The sequence below is a fragment of the Neoroseomonas eburnea genome (assembly GCF_018129005.1).
Lineage (GTDB): Bacteria > Pseudomonadota > Alphaproteobacteria > Acetobacterales > Acetobacteraceae > Neoroseomonas > Neoroseomonas eburnea.
Window position 1 is genome coordinate 86,023 of the sequence record NZ_JAAEDL010000012.1, and the last position, 16,280, is coordinate 102,302.

A 16,280-nucleotide genomic window follows, 5' to 3' on the forward strand; every position below is an offset into this window, starting at 1 on the left:
GGAGGAAACACCCCAATGAGCACGATATCCCGCCGGGCCGTCCTGGCGGCACCCCTCGCGACGCTGATGCCGCTGCGCCAGGCCGCGGCGCAATCCTGGCGGCCGTCCGGGCAGATGCGCATCCTGGTCAACGCCGCGCCCGGCGGCACCACGGACATCATGGCACGCATGCTGGCCGCGCATCTCCAGCAGCGCTGGGGTGCGACCGTGGTGGTCGAGAACAAGGGCGGCGGCGGCGGCACCATCGCCACCGCGGAGATCGCGCGCGCCGCACCCGACATGCTGAACCTGCTCAGCACCAATATCGGCCCGAGCAGCATCGCCTATTCCCTGTTCCGCAACCTGCCCTACCGGCCGGAGAGCTTCCAGCCGGTCTCCTGCATGATCCGCGGGCCGAATGTGTTGGTGGTGCATCCTTCGGTGCCGGCGAACACGGTGCCGGAGCTGGTTGCGCTGCTGCGGCGCGATCCGGGGAAGCTGACCTACGGCACGGCCGGCGTCGGGCAGTCACCGCATCTCTCCGCCGCCTGGTTCCTCCAACTGACCAACACGCAGGCAGTGCCCTCGCACTATCGCGGCTCGGCGCCGGCGATGCTCGACCTGCTGGGCGGCAACATCCAGTTCATGTTCGACAACCTCTCCACCGCGATGCCGCACATCCGTGGCGGGCGCGTGCGGGCATTGGCGGTCACGAGCGCCGAGCGGAATCCGCAACTGCCCGAGCTGCCTGCCATGCGCGAAGCGATGCCGGAACTCGCGGAGTACGAGGTCAACACCTGGTTCGGCATCATGGCCCCGGCCGGCGTGCCCGCCGATGCGTTGCGCACGGTGAACCTGGAGATCAAGGCGCTGCTCGATGCGCCCGCCACCATTTCCCGCTTCGCGGAAATGGGCGGCGTCCCAGCCTACGGCACGCCGGAGCAGTTCGCCGCCTTCATTCGCGCCGAGATCGAGAAATGGGGCGCGGTGGTGCGTCGCGAGGGAGTTCAGATCGATGCCACGTGAACCGCACGCGACGCGGCGCGGCATCATCGCCACCCTCGGCGTCTGGCCGGGACTGGCGACAGCGCAGGATGCAGGCCGGCCGGTCCGCATCATCGTGCCGATCGCACCGGGCGGCCTGACGGATGGGCTGGCACGTCTGCTCGCCCGGCGCCTGTCGGAACGCACCGGCCAGTCCTTCGTGGTGGAGAACCGCCCTGGCGGCGGCGGCATCATCGGCATGGAGGCAGCGGCCCGCGCCGCACCCGACGGATCGACCCTGGTGCTGGTCTACCAGGGCGTCGCCAGCGTGAACCCGGTGCTGCACCGGAACCTGCCCTACGACACGCTGCGCGACTTCAGCGGCATCGGCATGGTTGGCCGCTTTCCCATCCTGCTGACGGTGCCCGCGGCCATGGAGGTGCGCGACGCCGCCGGCTTCATCGCAGCGGCGAGGCGGCAGCCGGGCACGCTGAGCTACGGCTCCGCCGGCAATGCCACGACCTCCCACCTCGCGATGGAGTTGTTCAAGCACCAGGCTGGCATCGACATCGTGCACGTGCCGTTCCGGGGTGAGGCGCCTGCACTCACCGAGCTTGCCGCGGGGCGCGTCGCGGCGGTCTTCGCGAGCGTTGCGGCCGCACGGCCGCTCATCGAGGGCGGGCGGATCCGTGCCATCGGCGTCGCCACCGCGCAGGCGAGTGCGCTGACGCCCGGCGTGGCGCCGATCGCGACGAGCGGCCTGCCCGGCTTCGAGGTCTCCGGATGGTACGGGCTGCTCGCGCCGCGCGGCACGCCGGCGCCGGCGATCCAGCGTCTCAATGCGGAACTGCACGCCATACTGGCCGAGGCGGAGACGCGCGAGCGCCTCGCCGCCATGGGCCTGGAGCCCGCGACCGGCACACCGGAGGCCAGCGAAGCCTGGATTCGCGCGGAGACCGAGACCTGGCGCGGCGTCATCGCCACCGCCGGCATCCGCGCGGACTGACGGCGTGATGGCCTTCCCGTCTTTGACGGCGGGGCGGCCGGCATGACAGCCTGCGTACCGCACGCCATGGCCAGAACCGCCCGCACCACGCCCGCTTCGACGGCGAAGCCGACTACCCGACGCGTTCGCCTGCGCCGGGAGGAGAAGGCCGAGCAGGTGCGCCAGGCCCTGTTCGACGCGGCGGCGCGCGTCGTCGGCAAGCATGGCTATGCCGGCGCCTCCATCTCGCGCATCACCACGCTCGCGGGCGTCGCGCAGGGCACTTTCTACAATTACTTCGCCTCTCGCCAGGATCTGCTGGACCAGCTCCTGCCTGCGATGGGTGAGGAAATGCTGGCGCACATCGCTGCGGCGGTGCGGGACGAGCGCGACGAGTTCATGCGGGAAGAGAAGCGCTTCCGCGCCTTCTTCGCCTTCCTGCAGAAGCGCCCCGCCTTCCTGCGCATCCTGAACGAGGCCGAGGTCTATGCGCCGCGCGGCTTCCGCCAGCACTTCGCCAACATTGCCGCCGGATACCGCCAGGCCCTCGAACGTGCCCAGGGGCGCGGCGCGCTGCCGGGCTTCGCGGAGGACGAGATCGAACCGCTCGTCTTTCTGTTGATGGCCGCGCGCAGCTACACGAGCCTGCGCTACGCCCAGGCCGGAGGCGGGCGGGTCAAGGCGCCGCCGGAGAGCCTGATGCGTGCCTATGCGAAGCTGATCCGGCACGGTCTTTCGGGGGCTGCGCGCGACTGACGGTCCGCGCGCGGGGGGTTGTTTGCGCTATCATAAAATGAATCCTGATTCAGAAGTCATATTCACATTGACCACGCCGCGGCGAGGGCCCTAAGACTCCCGCCAAGGGCGCCGGGCAGGCACCATGGCCCCAACAGGAGGAAGCAATGTCCCAGCACGACCGGGGCGGCATCGGCCGCCGCAGCACCTTGGCGGCCGGTGCCGCGCTAGGCGCCGCCGCCATCGCCGGCTTCCCGATGATCGCGCGCGGCCAGGCGCGCCAGCCGATCAAGATCGGCATGCCGACCATCCTCTCCGGCCGCGTGGCGCAGCTCGGCGTCTCCTCCCGCAATGCGGTGATGATGGAGGTCGAGCGCTTCAACGCCGCCGGCGGGCTCGATGGCCGGCCGATCGAGGTGATCGTGCGCGACAGCCGCGGCGTGCCCGCGGAAGCGGCCCGCATCGCGCGGGAGATGATCACCTCCGACCGCGTCGACCTGATCTTCGACGCCGAAGCCTCCGCCGGTGGTTTCGCCGTCCATGAGGTGGTGCGCGAGACCGGCACGCTGACGCTGCACCTGAACTCCGAGACCTCCTCGCTGACGGCCGACCCCCGGCAGCGCTTCTGGAATGCCTTCCGCGTGGCACGGCAGGGCATCCATGACTCGATCGCCGGCGGCGCCTACGCGGCGGAGATCGTCAAGGCACGCAACCTGACGCGCTGGATGACGGTTTCCCCCGACTACGCCTATGGCCGCGACACCACGGCCGAGTTCGTCGAGTACCTGAAGGCCTTCGCACCCAATGTGCAGGTGATCGGCGAGACCTGGCCGCGGCTCTTCCAGCCCGACTACACCGAGAACGTGACGCGTCTGACGCAGGGTCGCCCGCAGGCGATCTATTCCTGCCTCTGGGCCGGTGACCTGGTGACCTTCGTCGAGCAGGCCTCGCTCTACGGCCTGTTCAACCAGTCGCAGTTCTTCGGCGTGAACCTGGCCGACTACACCACGCTGCAGCAGATCAAGGCGCTGCCGCGCGGCATGCATTCGGGCAACCGCTACCTCAAGACCTTCCCTGCGGTGCCGGGCAACCTTGCCTTCGCCGAGGAATACAACCGCCGCTATCAGACCTTTCCGACCAACTGGGCCTGGCAATCCGCCACCGCGGTGAGCCTGCTGGTCGAAGCCCTCAGGAAGGTCGGCGGCACCGATCCGCGCCAGCTCGCTGCCGCGCTCAAGGGCATGACCATCGACAGCCCCTTCGGCGCCGACGGCAAGGTGACGATGCGCGCCGAGGATCAGACGCTGGTCGGCTACGCGATCGGCTGGGGCACCACCATCTCCGCCGATCCCTTCGTCGAGAACATGACCAAGGCCGACTGGGCGACGATCCTCCGCCACGAGCAGGATTGGAAGCGTTCCAAGGGCTGGGCCTGACGCAGGCGCGCACGCCTGCCCGGAGCGATCAATGGACCTCGGCGAACTCTCTTCCTGCCTCGGCTCGGCCTCCTGCCTCGTCACCCAGGTCTCAGCCGGGCTGACGATCGGGCTGCTGCTGTTCCTGGTCGCCTCCGGGCTGACGCTGATCTTCGGCGTGCTGGGCCTGGTGAACTTCGCGCATGGCACGCTCTATATGCTGGGATCCTACTTCGCGCTGACCGCCTACGGCGCGACGGGCAGCTTCCTGGCGGCGATGGCGGCCGGCGCATTCGGCGTCGCCATCGTCGGGCTGCTGATGGAACGCTTCCTGCTCAGCCGCATCTACGGAAGCGACGTTCTCATGCAGTTGCTCGTCTGCTACGCCATCATCCTGATCGTCGATGATTTGGTGAAGATCATCTGGGGCGGCGACTTCCTGAAGATGGACCTGCCCGATGCATTCCGGCAACCGCCGGTGATCATCGCGGGCGGGATCATTCCTTACTACTACCTCATCCTGTTCGGCATCACGGCAACGATCGCGGTGGCGCTCGCCTACGGTATGGGGCGCACGCGCTTCGGGCGCACGGTGCGTGCCGCGGCGGTCAATCCCGGCATGGTCGGCGCGCTCGGCATCAACACTGCGGCGATCTTCGCCGCGGTGTTCGGCATCGGTTCGCTGCTCGCGGGGCTGGCAGGCGCGCTTTCCGCACCGATCCGGTCCGTGGTGCCGGGCGCCGGCGTTTCGATCCTGATCGAGAGCTTCATCGTCACGGTCATCGGCGGCATGGGCTCGATCTCGGGCGCCCTGATCGCGGCGCTGCTGATAGGCTTCACGCGCTCCTTCGGATCGATCGGCTTCCCGCTCTTCACCGAGGGCATGATGTTCCTGATGATGGCGCTGGTCCTGCTGCTGAAGCCGAGCGGCCTCGCCGGAAAGAGCCAGGCATGAGGACGGCGCTCTCCTGGCGCGGGGATGTGCTGGTCGCGGCGCTCGCCTTCGTCGCATTGGCGGTGCCGGCCTTCGCCCTCGGCGTCTCTTCGGTACATGACTTCGCAGTTCGCTTCGCGATCTTCGGCCTGCTGGCGATGTCGCTCAATCTGCTGATCGGCACCACGGGCCTCGTCTCCTTCGGCCATGCCGCGTTCTTCGGATCCGGCGCCTACGCCTTCGGGCTGCTGATGCAGTCAGGCGGTTGGTCGGTGCCCGCCGCGATCCTGGCGGCAATGGCCTTCACGGCAGTACTCGCGCTGGCGATCGGCACGCTCTGCGTGCGGCTGTCCGAGATCTACTTCGCGTTCCTGACGCTCGCCTTCCAGATGCTGATCCATTCGCTGGTGATCTCGTGGGTGTCGCTGACCGGCGGCGACCAGGGCCTGATGGGTGGCGTGCCGAAGCCGCCATTCCTCGGCATCGACCTCGGAGATGCACGGCACCTGGCGATGTTCTCGGCCTTCTGCCTGCTCGTCTCGGTGGTGGCGCTGCGGCAGATCGTACGCTCGCCCTTCGGGGCGGCGCTGCGCATGCTGCGCGACAATCCGGAGCGTGCGGCCTTCGTCGGCCTGTCCATCTTCCGCTACCGGCTGGCGGCCTTCGTCATCGCCGGCACCTTCGCCGGGCTCGCGGGCGTGCTGATGAGCCTCTACGTCTCCGGTGCATTTCCGACCTTCCTCTACTGGACCACCTCAGGCGAGGCGATCTTCATGATCATGCTGGGCGGGATCACCGTCTTCCTGGGGCCGCTGGTCGGCACGGCGATCTTTCTCGTACTGAACGACCGCATCACCAACATCACGGAGCACCATGGGCTGGTGATGGGCAGCATTCTGCTCGTACTCGTGCTCGGACTCCGCAAGGGCCTGCTGGACTTTGTCGTGGATGCTTGGCGTGAGCGTCAGGAGAAGCGGACATGAGCGAGCAGAACTTCGCCGGCAAGGTGGCCGCGGTCACCGGCGGAGCGAGCGGCATCGGCGCGGCATGCTGCCGCCTGCTCGCCGCGCGCGGCGCGAGGGTAGCGGTGGCAGATCTTGATCTGGCGCGCGCCGAAGCGGTGGCGCGGGAGGTCGGCGGCATCGCCTTCGCGCTCGACGTCTCGACGAAGGCCGCGAACGATGCGGCCGCCGCGGCGGTGGAAGCGCAGCTTGGCCCGGTGGACATCCTCGTGACATCCGCCGGGGTCATTCAACGGCCGTTGCGGGCCGAGGAGCTGCCGGAACGCGATGTCGAGAACGTTGTCCGAATCGACCAGATCGGCACCTGGAATTCGGCTGTCGCCTTCGGGCGCCGCATGGCAGTGCGCGGATCTGGGGCAGTCGTGACGATCGCATCCATCGCCGGCATCCGATCGATGCCGCTGCATGCCTATTCGCCGGCCAAGGCGGCGGTGATCGAGATGACGCGGTGTCTTGCCGCCGAATGGGGGCGTTCGGGCGTGCGCGTGAATGCCGTCTCACCGGGTTTCACCCGCACGCCCGCCTTGCAGGAGGCGATCGACAGGGGCGAACGCGTCGTCTCCCTGCTCGAAGGCGGCAGCGCTCTCGGGCGCATGGTGACGCCGGAGGACATCGCCGAAGCCGTGTGTTTCCTCTGCTCCGACGCAGCCTGTGCCATCACGGGCATCAACCTGCCGGTCGATGCCGGCTGGCTCGTAGCGGGGTCCTGGGCCACCTATGGCGGCCTGCCCGGTCCACGGGGCAACGGCAAATGAGAGGCGGACGGCTCGAACTGCAGGGCCTGCGCCGCACCTTCGGCGGCGTGGTGGCAACCGACAATGTCTCGCTCGACTTTGCCGCGGGCTCGCTGTCCGCGATCATCGGCCCGAATGGCGCCGGCAAGACGACGCTCTTCCATCTGATCAGCGGCCGCGTCAAGCCCACCTCCGGGCGCGTGCTGCTGGATGGGAAGGATGTCACCGGCCTCGACCGGCAGGACATCGTGCGGCATGGGGTCGGCCGCGCCTTCCAGGTGGCGAATCTCTTTCCCAGCTTCACCGTTGCGGAGAGCCTGGCCGCGGCGATCCTCACCCACGAAGGCTGCACTGCCAGCCTGTTGCGCGCATTCCCTCCGGCGGACGTCGCCGCGCGCGCCGCGGAGGTGATGGAGCTTTGCGGACTTCACGACCTGGCCGACGTGACTTCGAAGCACCTCTCGCACGGCGACCAGAAGCTGCTCGACATCGCGCTCGCGTTAGCGCTCGACCCCAAAGTGCTGCTGCTGGACGAGCCGACCGCCGGCATGGGGCCGGAGGAGCGCTGGCGGATGATCGAGCGCGTGCACCGGCTGTGGGAGGCGCGGCGCATGACGCTGGTCTTCATCGAGCACGACATGGACATCGTCTTCCGGATTGCCGAGACAGTGCGCGTGCTTCGCTATGGCGCCGTGCTCGCGCAGGGCACGCCGGAGGAGGTCCGCCGCAACCCCGCAGTGATCAAGGCCTATCTCGGCGCCGAGCACGCGCTGGATGGCGACGCGGCATGACCGCGGAACTCTCGGTGGCCGGTCTCGATGCGGCCTACGGCGCGAGCCAGGTCCTGTTCGATGTGCATTTCGAGATTGAGCGTGGCGAGACCCTCGCCCTCATGGGCCGCAATGGCGCCGGCAAGAGCACGACCTTCAAGGCGATCGCCGGCCTGCTGCCGCCGCGCGCCGGGCACGTCCTGCTGCGTGGGGTGGATCTCGCGGGCGCGAAGCCGTACCGCATCGCGCGCGCCGGGATCGGCTTCGTGCCAGAAGACCGCCAGGTCTTTCCCGATCATACGGTCGAGGAGAATCTCGAGATCGCGCAGAAGCGGGGCCCCGGCGGCGGAGATTGGAACATCGAGCGCGCCTTCGAGGTGTTTCCCCTCCTCGTGCCGCTGCGCAAGCGGATGGCGGGGAAGCTTTCAGGCGGTGAGCAGCAGATGCTCACCATCGTCCGCAGCCTCATGGGGAACCCGGCTGTGCTGCTGTTGGACGAACCCTCCGAGGGACTCGCGCCGCTCATCGTCGCGCAGATCGGCGAGCTGATCCATCGTCTGCGTGAGATGGGCACCACCATCGTACTGGCTGAACAGAACAGCCGCTTCTGTCTCGGCGTGGCGACACGCGTCGCTGTGATCGACAAGGGCACCATCGTCTGGCGCGGGAGCGTGGAGCAGTTCCGCGCCGATCCCTCGATCCAGGCCCGCTATCTCCAGGTATGACCCGCATGGCCGACCCGCTCATCCTGTTCCGCACCATGTTGACGATCCGCGAGGCGGAGCTCGCTCTCGCACGTCTTTTTGCGGATGGCGAGGTGCCCGGCTTCATCCACCTGTCGGTCGGGCAGGAGGCGGTGGCGGCTGGCGTCTGTGCGGCGCTGGGACCGCAGGATTCGGTCGCCTCCACGCATCGGGGCCATGGTCACGCCATCGCGCGCGGCATATCCCTCGAAGGCTTCTTCGCGGAGGTGATGGCGAAATCCACCGGCCTTTGCGGCGGCCGTGGAGGCTCAATGCATGTCGCGGACCTGCAGCGTGGCATGCTCGGTGCAAACGGCATCGTGGGCGCCGGTGCACCGATCGCGCTCGGTGCCGCGCTGGCGCAGCGTACGCGCGGCACGGACGGCGTGGCAGTTGCCTTCTTCGGTGACGGTGCCTTGGCCGAGGGCGCGATGCATGAAACTCTGAACATGGCGGCAATCTGGCGCCTGCCACTGCTGATGGTGTGCGAGAACAACGGCTGGGCCGAGTTCAGCCGCAGCGACACTCAGGTTGCGGCGAAGCTCGGCGCCTGGACGGCCGCCTATGGCGTGCGCCATGTCGAGGTGGACGGCAATGACGCGTCCGCCGTCGCCGCGGCCGCGGAGGATGCGGTCGCCGCACAGCGGCACGGGGAAGGTCCGCGCGTGATCGAGGCGCGCACCCATCGCTGGCGCGGCCATTTCGAAGGCGACCCCCAGCGCTACCGCGATCCGGAGGAGGCCGCCCGCATGGCGGAGCACGACCCCATCGCCCGGAGCCGCGCCACACTGCTCGACGCCGGTACTCCCGCCGCCACCCTGGAGGTCGCGGAAGCCGAGGCGCGCGACGCCGTCGCCACCGCCATCGCCGCTGCACGTGCTGCGCCACCGGCGGATTGGATGGCCGCGCTGTCCGGCGTCTACGCACCAGCGGGAGCATAGGCCATGGCAGAACTGCGCATGGTGCAGGCGGTCAATCGCGCACTGACCGAGTCCATGACCGAGGATGACACCGTCATCCTGCTCGGCGAGGACATCGGCGCCGCCGGCGGTCCCTTCGGCGCGACGCGCGGGCTGCAGGAGAAGTTCGGCCCCGATCGCGTGCGCGACACGCCGATCTCCGAGGCCGGCATCATCGGCGCTGCCGTCGGTGCCGCATTGTCCGGCCTCAAGCCGGTCGCCGAGATCATGTTCATGGACTTCATCACATTGGCCATGGACGCGCTGGTGAACCAGGCGGCGAAGGCGCGCTTCATGTTCGGGGGCCAGCGCGGCGTACCGATGGTGCTGCGCACTCCGCATGGCGGCGGCCTCTCCGCGGGACCACAGCACTCGCAGTGCCTGGAGGCATGGCTCTGCCACATACCCGGCCTGAAGGTGGTCTGCCCGGCGACGCCAGCCGATGCGCACGCCTTGCTGCGCGCCGCGATCGCCGATCCGGATCCGGTGGTGATGGTGGAGAACAAGGCGCTCTACGCCATGAAGGGCGAGGTGGACGACGCGCCGGCGCCGCTGCAGATCGGCCGCGCGCGGGTCGCCCGCCCGGGCCGCGACGCCACCATCGTCGCCTACGGCGCCGCGGTGCATTGGGCGACGGAGGCCGCGACCGCGCTCGCGCGGGACAGCATCGAAGCCGAGGTCATCGACCTGCGCAGCCTGCAGCCCTGGGACGAGGCGACGGTGCTCGAGAGCCTCGCGCGCACTCATCACCTGGTCATCGCGCAGGAAGCCGTGGAAGCCTTCGGCGTCGGTGCGGAGATCGCCGCGCGTATGGCCGATATCGGCTTCGACGAGTTGGACGGCCCAATCCTGCGCGTCGGCGCGCCCTTCACCCCGGTGCCCTTCGCGAAGGAACTGGAGAGCGCGTATCGCCCCGACGCCGCGCGCATTGCCGCTGCCGTCCGCCGCACGCTGGACTAGAGGACACCCCCCATGGCCGACGAAGTGATTCTCTCCGAGACCAAGGGCGCCGTGGCGGTGCTCACCTTCAACCGCCCGGCCGCGCTGAACGCGATCGACGCCGCGACATTGAAGGCCTTTGAGGCGGCCTTCATCGCCGCGGAATCCGATCGGGCGGTGCATGTCATCGTCATCACCGGCGCGGGCGAGAAGGCCTTCGTTGCGGGTGGCGATATCGGCGACCTCGATAGTCGCCAGGGCCTGCCGCATTACATCGAATTCGGCGAGGACCTGCACCGCGTCTTCAATCGCGTCGAGGCGTGCGACAAGCCCACCATCGCCGCGGTGAACGGCTTCGCCCTGGGTGGCGGGACGGAGTTGCTGCTCTGCACGGACATGCGCCTGGTTGCGGACACGGCGCGGCTTGGCCTGCCGGAGATCAATCTTGGGCTCTTCCCCGGCGCCGGCGGCACGCAACGCCTGATCCGCGAGATCGCCCCTTGCCGCGCGCGGGAGATGATGTTCACCGGCAGCCAGATCACGGCACAGGAGGCGGTGGAACTCGGCCTGTGCAACCGCGTCGTGGCGAAGGCGGAGCTGATGGTCGAGGCGATGAAGCTCGCCGAGCGCGTGGCTTCCAAGTCGCCGCTGATCCTCAAGCTGCTGAAGCGCACGCTGCGACAGGGCGCGCAGATGCCGCTGCCGCAGGCACTCGCGCATGAACACGCGATGATCGGCCTGGTGCTGGACGCGGCGGACGCGCATGAGGGCTGCCGCGCCTTCCTCGAGAAGCGGCCCGCGAACTTCACCGGGCGATGATGCGATGATGGCGCTCGCCGATATCGTGATGCCGAAGCTCGGCCTCACCATGACCGAGGGGCTGCTGGCCGAATGGCGCGTGCAGCCCGGCGCGCGCGTCTCCGCCGGTGACATCCTCTTCGTCGTGGAGACGGAGAAGATCGCGACGGATATCGAGGCAGGCGGCGAGGGCGAGATCATCGAGCTGCTCGTCCCTTCCGGGAGCACGGTGGCGGTGGGGACGCCGGTGGCGCGCTGGACCGGCGCCGTCGCCGGCGCGCCGGCGCCGTTCGCCGCGGCGGACCCGCAATCGGCATCGACCGAGGCACCGCCACGCATTGCGCCGGTTGGACGCGTCCTCGCCACGCCGCTGGCACGACGGCTGGCGCGGGAGCGCGGTGTCGATCTCGCCAGCCTCAGCGGCAGCGGCCCGCGAGGGCGGATCAAGGCGAGGGACGTGACCGAGACGCGCCCGGTGCAGACGGTCGCGCCGGCCTTCGGCGAGTTCATCCCGCTCGACCGCGTGCGCGCCGCCTCGGCGCGGCGTCTCACCCAGGCCAAGCAGGAGATGCCGCATTTCTACGTCGGCGCCGCCGCCGAGATCTCCCGCCTGCTCGCACTGCGCGATGAGTGGCGCGAGATCCCCGACGCGCCGCGCCTGACAGTCACGCATGCCGTGCTTGCGGCGATGGGGCGGGCGCTGCTCGCCGCGCCGGCGCTCAACCGCGTGTGGGATCGCGATGGCTGGCGACGCCTCGCCTCGCCCGACGTCGGGCTGGCGGTGGACACGCCGCGCGGACTGTTCGCTCCGCTGCTCCGCGATGCCGGGCGCTTGCCGCTCGAGACGCTTGCCGAACGCGCGAATGCGCTCGTGGACCGTGCCCGCGCCGGACGTCTCTCGACCGACGAGCTCGAAGGCGGCGCGATATCCCTGTCGAATGTCGGAATGTTCGGCGCGCGCTTCCTCGTTCCCATCGTCAATCCGGGGCAGTCCATGATCCTCGGCCTCGGGGCCGTGGAATCGCTGTTCCGCCCCGATGCCAACGGCGCGCCCGCGCTGCGCCGGGAAGTGACGCTGGTGCTCTCCGCCGATCACCGCGTGCTCGATGGCGCGGCCGCTGCCGCCTTTCTCGCCCGTATCGTCGCGCTTCTGGAAAGGCCGCTCGCCCTGCTGCGCCCGCCGGCCGAAGAAAGGACCTGATCCATGGAGTTCCGGCTGTCCGAAGACCAGCGCCTGCTGGTCGAGACCGCCCGCAAGGTCGGCGAGCGCTTCGGCCCCGAGTACTGGCGCGACCTCGATGCGCGTAAGGCCTATCCGACGGAGGCCTGGGCGGCGATCTGCGACGCCGGCCTCTGCGGCATCACCCTGCCGGAGGAATATGGTGGCTCCGGCCTCGGCATGCTGGAACTGGCGCTGGCAATCGAGGCCCTGACGGCTGGCGGCGCGGGGTCCACCCTTGCGCAGATGTTCATGCTCAATCCGATCTTCGGCGGCGTGAGCATCGCGAAGTTCGGCAGCGAGGTGCAGAAGAAGGCGCTGTTGCCGGGCCTTTTGCGCGGCGAGATCACCTTCTGCATGGCGCTGACGGAACCCGATGCCGGCACCAACAGCCTGGAGGTGCGCAGTTTCGCGCGCGTCGACGGAAACGGCTGGCGCCTCAACGGCCGCAAGGTCTGGATCACCGCGGTACCGCAGGCGACGAAGATGCTCGTCGTCGCGCGCACCAGGAAGGTCGAGGAGGTGCAGCGACGCACCCAGGGGATCAGCCTCTTCATGATCGAGCCGGATCGCGCCGGCGTCGGTCACACCCCGATCGACAAGCTCGGCACCAATACGCTGCCATCGTCCTCGGTCTTCTTCGACGAGGTGCGCGTCGAACCCGACGACCTGGTCGGCACGCTCGATGATGGCTGGTCCGCGCTGCTCGACGTGCTGAACACGGAGCGCATCGTCACCACCGCTGGGCTGGTGGGCACGGTGGAACTCGCGATCCGCAGTGCCGTGACCTATGCGCAGGGACGGAAGGTGTTCGGCGGCAAGCCGATCGCGTCCTATCAGGGTCTGCAGTTCCCGCTTGCGCAGGCGCACGCGCTCGGGGAGGCCGCGCGGCTGCTGAACCACAAGGCGGCGGCCCTGTGCGACCTCGGGGAGCCGTACGGTTCGGCCGCGAACCAGGCAAAGCTTCTGGCTGCGCAGGCTGCGGCACAGGCGACCGAGCGCGCCATGCAGACGATGGGCGGCATGGGCTACGCGAAGGAATTCGACGTCGAGCGCCTGTGGCGCGATGCGCGCCTGTTCCGCTTCGCGCCGGTTTCCGAGGAGATGGTGCTGAATTTCATCGCCGTGCACGATCTGGGTATGCCGCGCGGCTACTGAGGGGGGCTGAGAATGCTCAACCTGTCAGCCTTCGTTGCTTTCCACGCACGGCAGCGGCCGGACGCGCTGGCGATCGTCTACGGCGCGCAGCGCGTCACCTACGCCGCCCTCCAGGCACGGACCGAGGCGCTTTCCGCGCTCCTCGCATCGCGCGGCATCGAGGCCGGACAGGTCGTCGCGGCATTCATGAAGAATTCCGCCGCCTTCGTGCAACTGGCGATCGCCACCAGCCGCGTCGGTGCGGTCTTCCTGCCCATCAACTTCCGCCTGGCGCGGGAGGAGGTGGCCTACATCGTGGAGAATGCTCGCGCGCGCCTGGTCTTCTCCGACAGTGAATTCGCGCCCGTGGTGGGCGGCCTGCCGGGCCTGGTGCTGCTCGACGCCGATGCGCAGGAGGATCCTACGCGGCTGGTGCCGCCGGGCCTGCCCATACCATCACCCGTCGCACGGCAGGAAGACGATCTGTTCCGCCTGATGTACACCTCCGGCACGACGGACCGGCCGAAGGGCGTCATGCATTCCTATGGCAACTTCTACTGGAAGTGCATGGAGCATGTCGTCGCACTCGGCCTGACGGCGGCAGATCGGCTGCTCGTGGTCGGCCCACTTTACCATGTCGGCGCGTTCGACCTGCCGGGCCTCGGCGTGCTTTGGGTCGGCGGCACGCTCTGCATCCTGCGGGACTTCGACGCCGCCGCCGCCGTCGCCGCGATCGCGCATGAGAGACTGACCGGCGCGTGGATGGCCCCGGTGATGCTGTCCCGCACTCTGGAGCACGGCAACCCGGATGGGCTCGACCTGTCCTCGCTCCGCTGGTGCGTCGGCGGCGGCGAGAAGACGCCGGAGGCCCGCATCCGCGCCTTCACCGGCCTCTTTCCGAACGGCCGCTACATCGACGCCTACGGCCTGACCGAGACCTGCAGCGGCGACACCTTGATGGAGGCGGGATGGGAGATCGCGAAGATCGGCTCCACCGGCCGCGCCACGCCGCATGTCGAGATCACCATCCGCGACGATGCGGGGCAGATGCTGCCGGCCGGCCAGGAGGGCGAGATCTGCCTGCGCGGCCCGAAGGTGTTCAGGGGCTATTGGCAGGACGCGGCGAAGACCGCGGCATCCTTCCATCCGGACGGCTGGTTCCGCAGCGGCGACGTCGGTTATCTCGATGCCGACGGCTTCCTGTTCCTCACCGACCGCAGGAAGGACATGATCATTTCCGGCGGCGAGAACATCGCGAGCTCGGAAGTGGAGCGCGTCCTCTATGCCATGCCCGAGGTCAGCGAGGCGGCGGTCATCGGCGTGCCTGACCCGCGCTGGGGGGAGAAGCCCGTCGCCGTCGTGGTTCTGCGCGACGGCGCAACGCTCGACCTTGCGGCGGTGCAGGCGCATTGCCGGGCGCATCTCGCGGGATTCAAGGTGCCGAAGGCGCTTGAACTTCGCGACGCGCTGCCGCGCAATCCCTCGGGCAAGGTGCTCAAGCGTGTGCTGCGCGAGGAACTCGCGCACAGGAGCTAGGGTAGGAAACCGCGCCATGATCGATACCGTTCCGCTCGCCCGCGCGCTGGCGCAGTTCATCGACGGGCTGGGTGCAGCGACGATCCCGCCCGAGGTCGAGGCCAAGGCACGCGCCTGTCTGCTGAACGGCTACGGCATCGCGCTGGGTTGCCATGCGACGGAATTCGCACCGGTCGCGCGCGCCGCCGCGATCGCCATGGAAGGCGAGCAGGCGGACGGAGCGACGCTCTGGGGCGATGGCCGGCGCACCACCATCGTCGGCGCGACGCTGGCCAATGCCGCGCTCTCCCACGGCCGCGCGCAGGAAGATGCCTGCGGCGCGGCACATCTCGGCGCCATTCTCATCCCCCTGCTCACGGCGCTCTTCGAGGTGCGACGCCTGCCGCTGGATCGGCTGCTGCCCGCCCTGGTCGCGGGCTACGAGGCCGGTGGTCTGTTCGAGAAGGCACATGCCGGCCACACCACGCCCGCCGGCCTGCGTGCCTCCCCGATCTATGGCACGGTCGCTGCGGCCGCTGCCGTGGCGAAGGCCATGGCGCTGCCGGCCGATCGCATCGCCGCCGCGCTGTCCTACGGTGCGCACTTCGCCGGCGGCATCCTGCAGTCCTTCGCGGACGGCACCGACGAATGGCGCTACCAGGTCGGGCAGGCGGGCGTGAACGGGCTGATGGCGGCCGAGCTCGCGCGCCAGGGCGCCATCGCCGCGCCGCATGCCTTCGAGGGCAGTGCCGGCTACATCCGCGCCTTCGCGCGTGTCGCGCCGGATGCGGCGGGGCTCGCCGCAAAGCTCGGCCAGGAATGGTCCACCATGCGCGTGGCCTTCAAGCCCTTCCCGGTCTGCGCCTTCAACCAGACGCCGGTGACTGCGGCGCTGCGGCTGAAGGATCGCATCGGTGGCCGCGCCATCGCCAGCGTGGCCGTGCGCATGAATCCCTATGAGGTCGGCTATGCCGGCATGGACAGCAAGGGGCCGTTCGGCACCGTCTCCGGCACGCTGATGTCCATCCCCTTCTGCATCGCTGCGACCCTGCTGCGCGGCACACCGACCATGGGCATCATGAAGGACTACGACAACGCTGACGTGAACAGTCTGATGCAGGCGGTGGAAGTCGTGGCGGACGCCGATGTGCCGACGCTTTCCGCCGTCATCTCCGTGCGCCTTGCGGATGGCGGCGAGCTCATCCAGGACCAGCGCATGACCGCCGCCGACTACAGCTACGACCACGCGCGCGCGATGGAACTGGTGCGGCGCATCGGTGCCGAGGAGGGTGTCCCCTCCATCGCCTATGACAGGATGGAGGCCTTCGTCATGGGTCTGCCCGGTGGTGCCGTGGCGGATGTCGTCGGTTGCTTCGGACTGCTGCCGAAGACCTGATCGACGACACCGCCTG

Annotated in this window: 16 protein-coding genes; all 16 read left to right on the forward strand. The window is 69.0% G+C overall.

Translation table 11 applies throughout. The features are described from left to right. Positions 1 to 15 precede the first annotated feature (15 nt). The 16 genes from GXW74_RS13700 to GXW74_RS13775 all read left to right on the forward strand — a co-directional run bounded on the left by GXW74_RS13700 (position 16) and on the right by GXW74_RS13775 (position 16,264). Positions 16 to 1,005 carry a Bug family tripartite tricarboxylate transporter substrate binding protein gene (locus tag GXW74_RS13700; protein WP_246523318.1) on the forward strand — a complete coding sequence of 330 codons (990 nt, stop codon included), beginning with the start codon at positions 16 to 18 and terminating at the stop codon, positions 1,003 to 1,005. After that, positions 995 to 1,969 (forward strand): Bug family tripartite tricarboxylate transporter substrate binding protein, encoded by a 975-nt coding sequence (locus GXW74_RS13705; RefSeq protein ID WP_211847076.1) that lies wholly within the window; start codon positions 995 to 997, stop codon positions 1,967 to 1,969. Before GXW74_RS13700 ends, GXW74_RS13705 begins: the two co-directional genes overlap by 11 nt. Positions 1,970 to 2,035: 66 nt before the next feature. Next, positions 2,036 to 2,704 (forward strand): TetR/AcrR family transcriptional regulator, encoded by a 669-nt coding sequence (locus GXW74_RS13710; RefSeq protein ID WP_246523321.1) that lies wholly within the window; start codon positions 2,036 to 2,038, stop codon positions 2,702 to 2,704. Positions 2,705 to 2,850: 146 nt separating this feature from the next. Further along, positions 2,851 to 4,119 (forward strand): ABC transporter substrate-binding protein, encoded by a 1,269-nt coding sequence (locus GXW74_RS13715; protein WP_211847078.1) that lies wholly within the window; start codon positions 2,851 to 2,853, stop codon positions 4,117 to 4,119. 31 nt (positions 4,120 to 4,150) lie between these two features. Further along, complete coding sequence (locus GXW74_RS13720; protein ID WP_211847079.1) at positions 4,151 to 5,053, forward strand: branched-chain amino acid ABC transporter permease; 903 nt, start codon at positions 4,151 to 4,153, stop codon at positions 5,051 to 5,053. Then, positions 5,050 to 6,015 carry a branched-chain amino acid ABC transporter permease gene (locus tag GXW74_RS13725; protein WP_211847080.1) on the forward strand — a complete coding sequence of 322 codons (966 nt, stop codon included), beginning with the start codon at positions 5,050 to 5,052 and terminating at the stop codon, positions 6,013 to 6,015. The genes GXW74_RS13720 and GXW74_RS13725 overlap by 4 nt, the downstream gene beginning before the upstream one ends. Further along, complete coding sequence (locus GXW74_RS13730) at positions 6,012 to 6,809, forward strand: SDR family NAD(P)-dependent oxidoreductase (protein ID WP_211847081.1); 798 nt, start codon at positions 6,012 to 6,014, stop codon at positions 6,807 to 6,809. Before GXW74_RS13725 ends, GXW74_RS13730 begins: the two co-directional genes overlap by 4 nt. Beyond that, entirely contained in the window at positions 6,806 to 7,579 is a 774-nt protein-coding gene (locus GXW74_RS13735) for an ABC transporter ATP-binding protein (RefSeq protein ID WP_211847082.1), read from the forward strand. Before GXW74_RS13730 ends, GXW74_RS13735 begins: the two co-directional genes overlap by 4 nt. After that, positions 7,576 to 8,283 (forward strand): ABC transporter ATP-binding protein, encoded by a 708-nt coding sequence (locus tag GXW74_RS13740; RefSeq protein WP_211847083.1) that lies wholly within the window; start codon positions 7,576 to 7,578, stop codon positions 8,281 to 8,283. The genes GXW74_RS13735 and GXW74_RS13740 overlap by 4 nt, the downstream gene beginning before the upstream one ends. A gap of 5 nt (positions 8,284 to 8,288) precedes the next feature. After that, a complete protein-coding gene (locus GXW74_RS13745) occupies positions 8,289 to 9,242 on the forward strand; it encodes a thiamine pyrophosphate-dependent dehydrogenase E1 component subunit alpha (RefSeq protein WP_211847084.1) in 954 nt (317 codons plus the stop codon). Between the two features lie 3 nt (positions 9,243 to 9,245). After that, entirely contained in the window at positions 9,246 to 10,220 is a 975-nt protein-coding gene (locus GXW74_RS13750) for an alpha-ketoacid dehydrogenase subunit beta (RefSeq protein ID WP_211847085.1), read from the forward strand. A 12-nt stretch (positions 10,221 to 10,232) separates the two neighbouring features. Then, positions 10,233 to 11,018, forward strand: a complete 786-nt coding sequence (locus tag GXW74_RS13755; RefSeq protein ID WP_211847086.1) for an enoyl-CoA hydratase/isomerase family protein — start codon at positions 10,233 to 10,235, stop codon at positions 11,016 to 11,018. Between the two features lie 7 nt (positions 11,019 to 11,025). Continuing rightward, entirely contained in the window at positions 11,026 to 12,198 is a 1,173-nt protein-coding gene (locus GXW74_RS13760; protein WP_211847087.1) for a dihydrolipoamide acetyltransferase family protein, read from the forward strand. 3 nt (positions 12,199 to 12,201) lie between these two features. Beyond that, a complete protein-coding gene (locus GXW74_RS13765; RefSeq protein ID WP_211847088.1) occupies positions 12,202 to 13,374 on the forward strand; it encodes an acyl-CoA dehydrogenase family protein in 1,173 nt (390 codons plus the stop codon). Between the two features lie 12 nt (positions 13,375 to 13,386). After that, positions 13,387 to 14,889, forward strand: a complete 1,503-nt coding sequence (locus GXW74_RS13770; protein ID WP_211847089.1) for an AMP-binding protein — start codon at positions 13,387 to 13,389, stop codon at positions 14,887 to 14,889. Between the two features lie 16 nt (positions 14,890 to 14,905). Continuing rightward, entirely contained in the window at positions 14,906 to 16,264 is a 1,359-nt protein-coding gene (locus GXW74_RS13775) for an MmgE/PrpD family protein (RefSeq protein WP_211847090.1), read from the forward strand. Positions 16,265 to 16,280 lie beyond the last annotated feature (16 nt).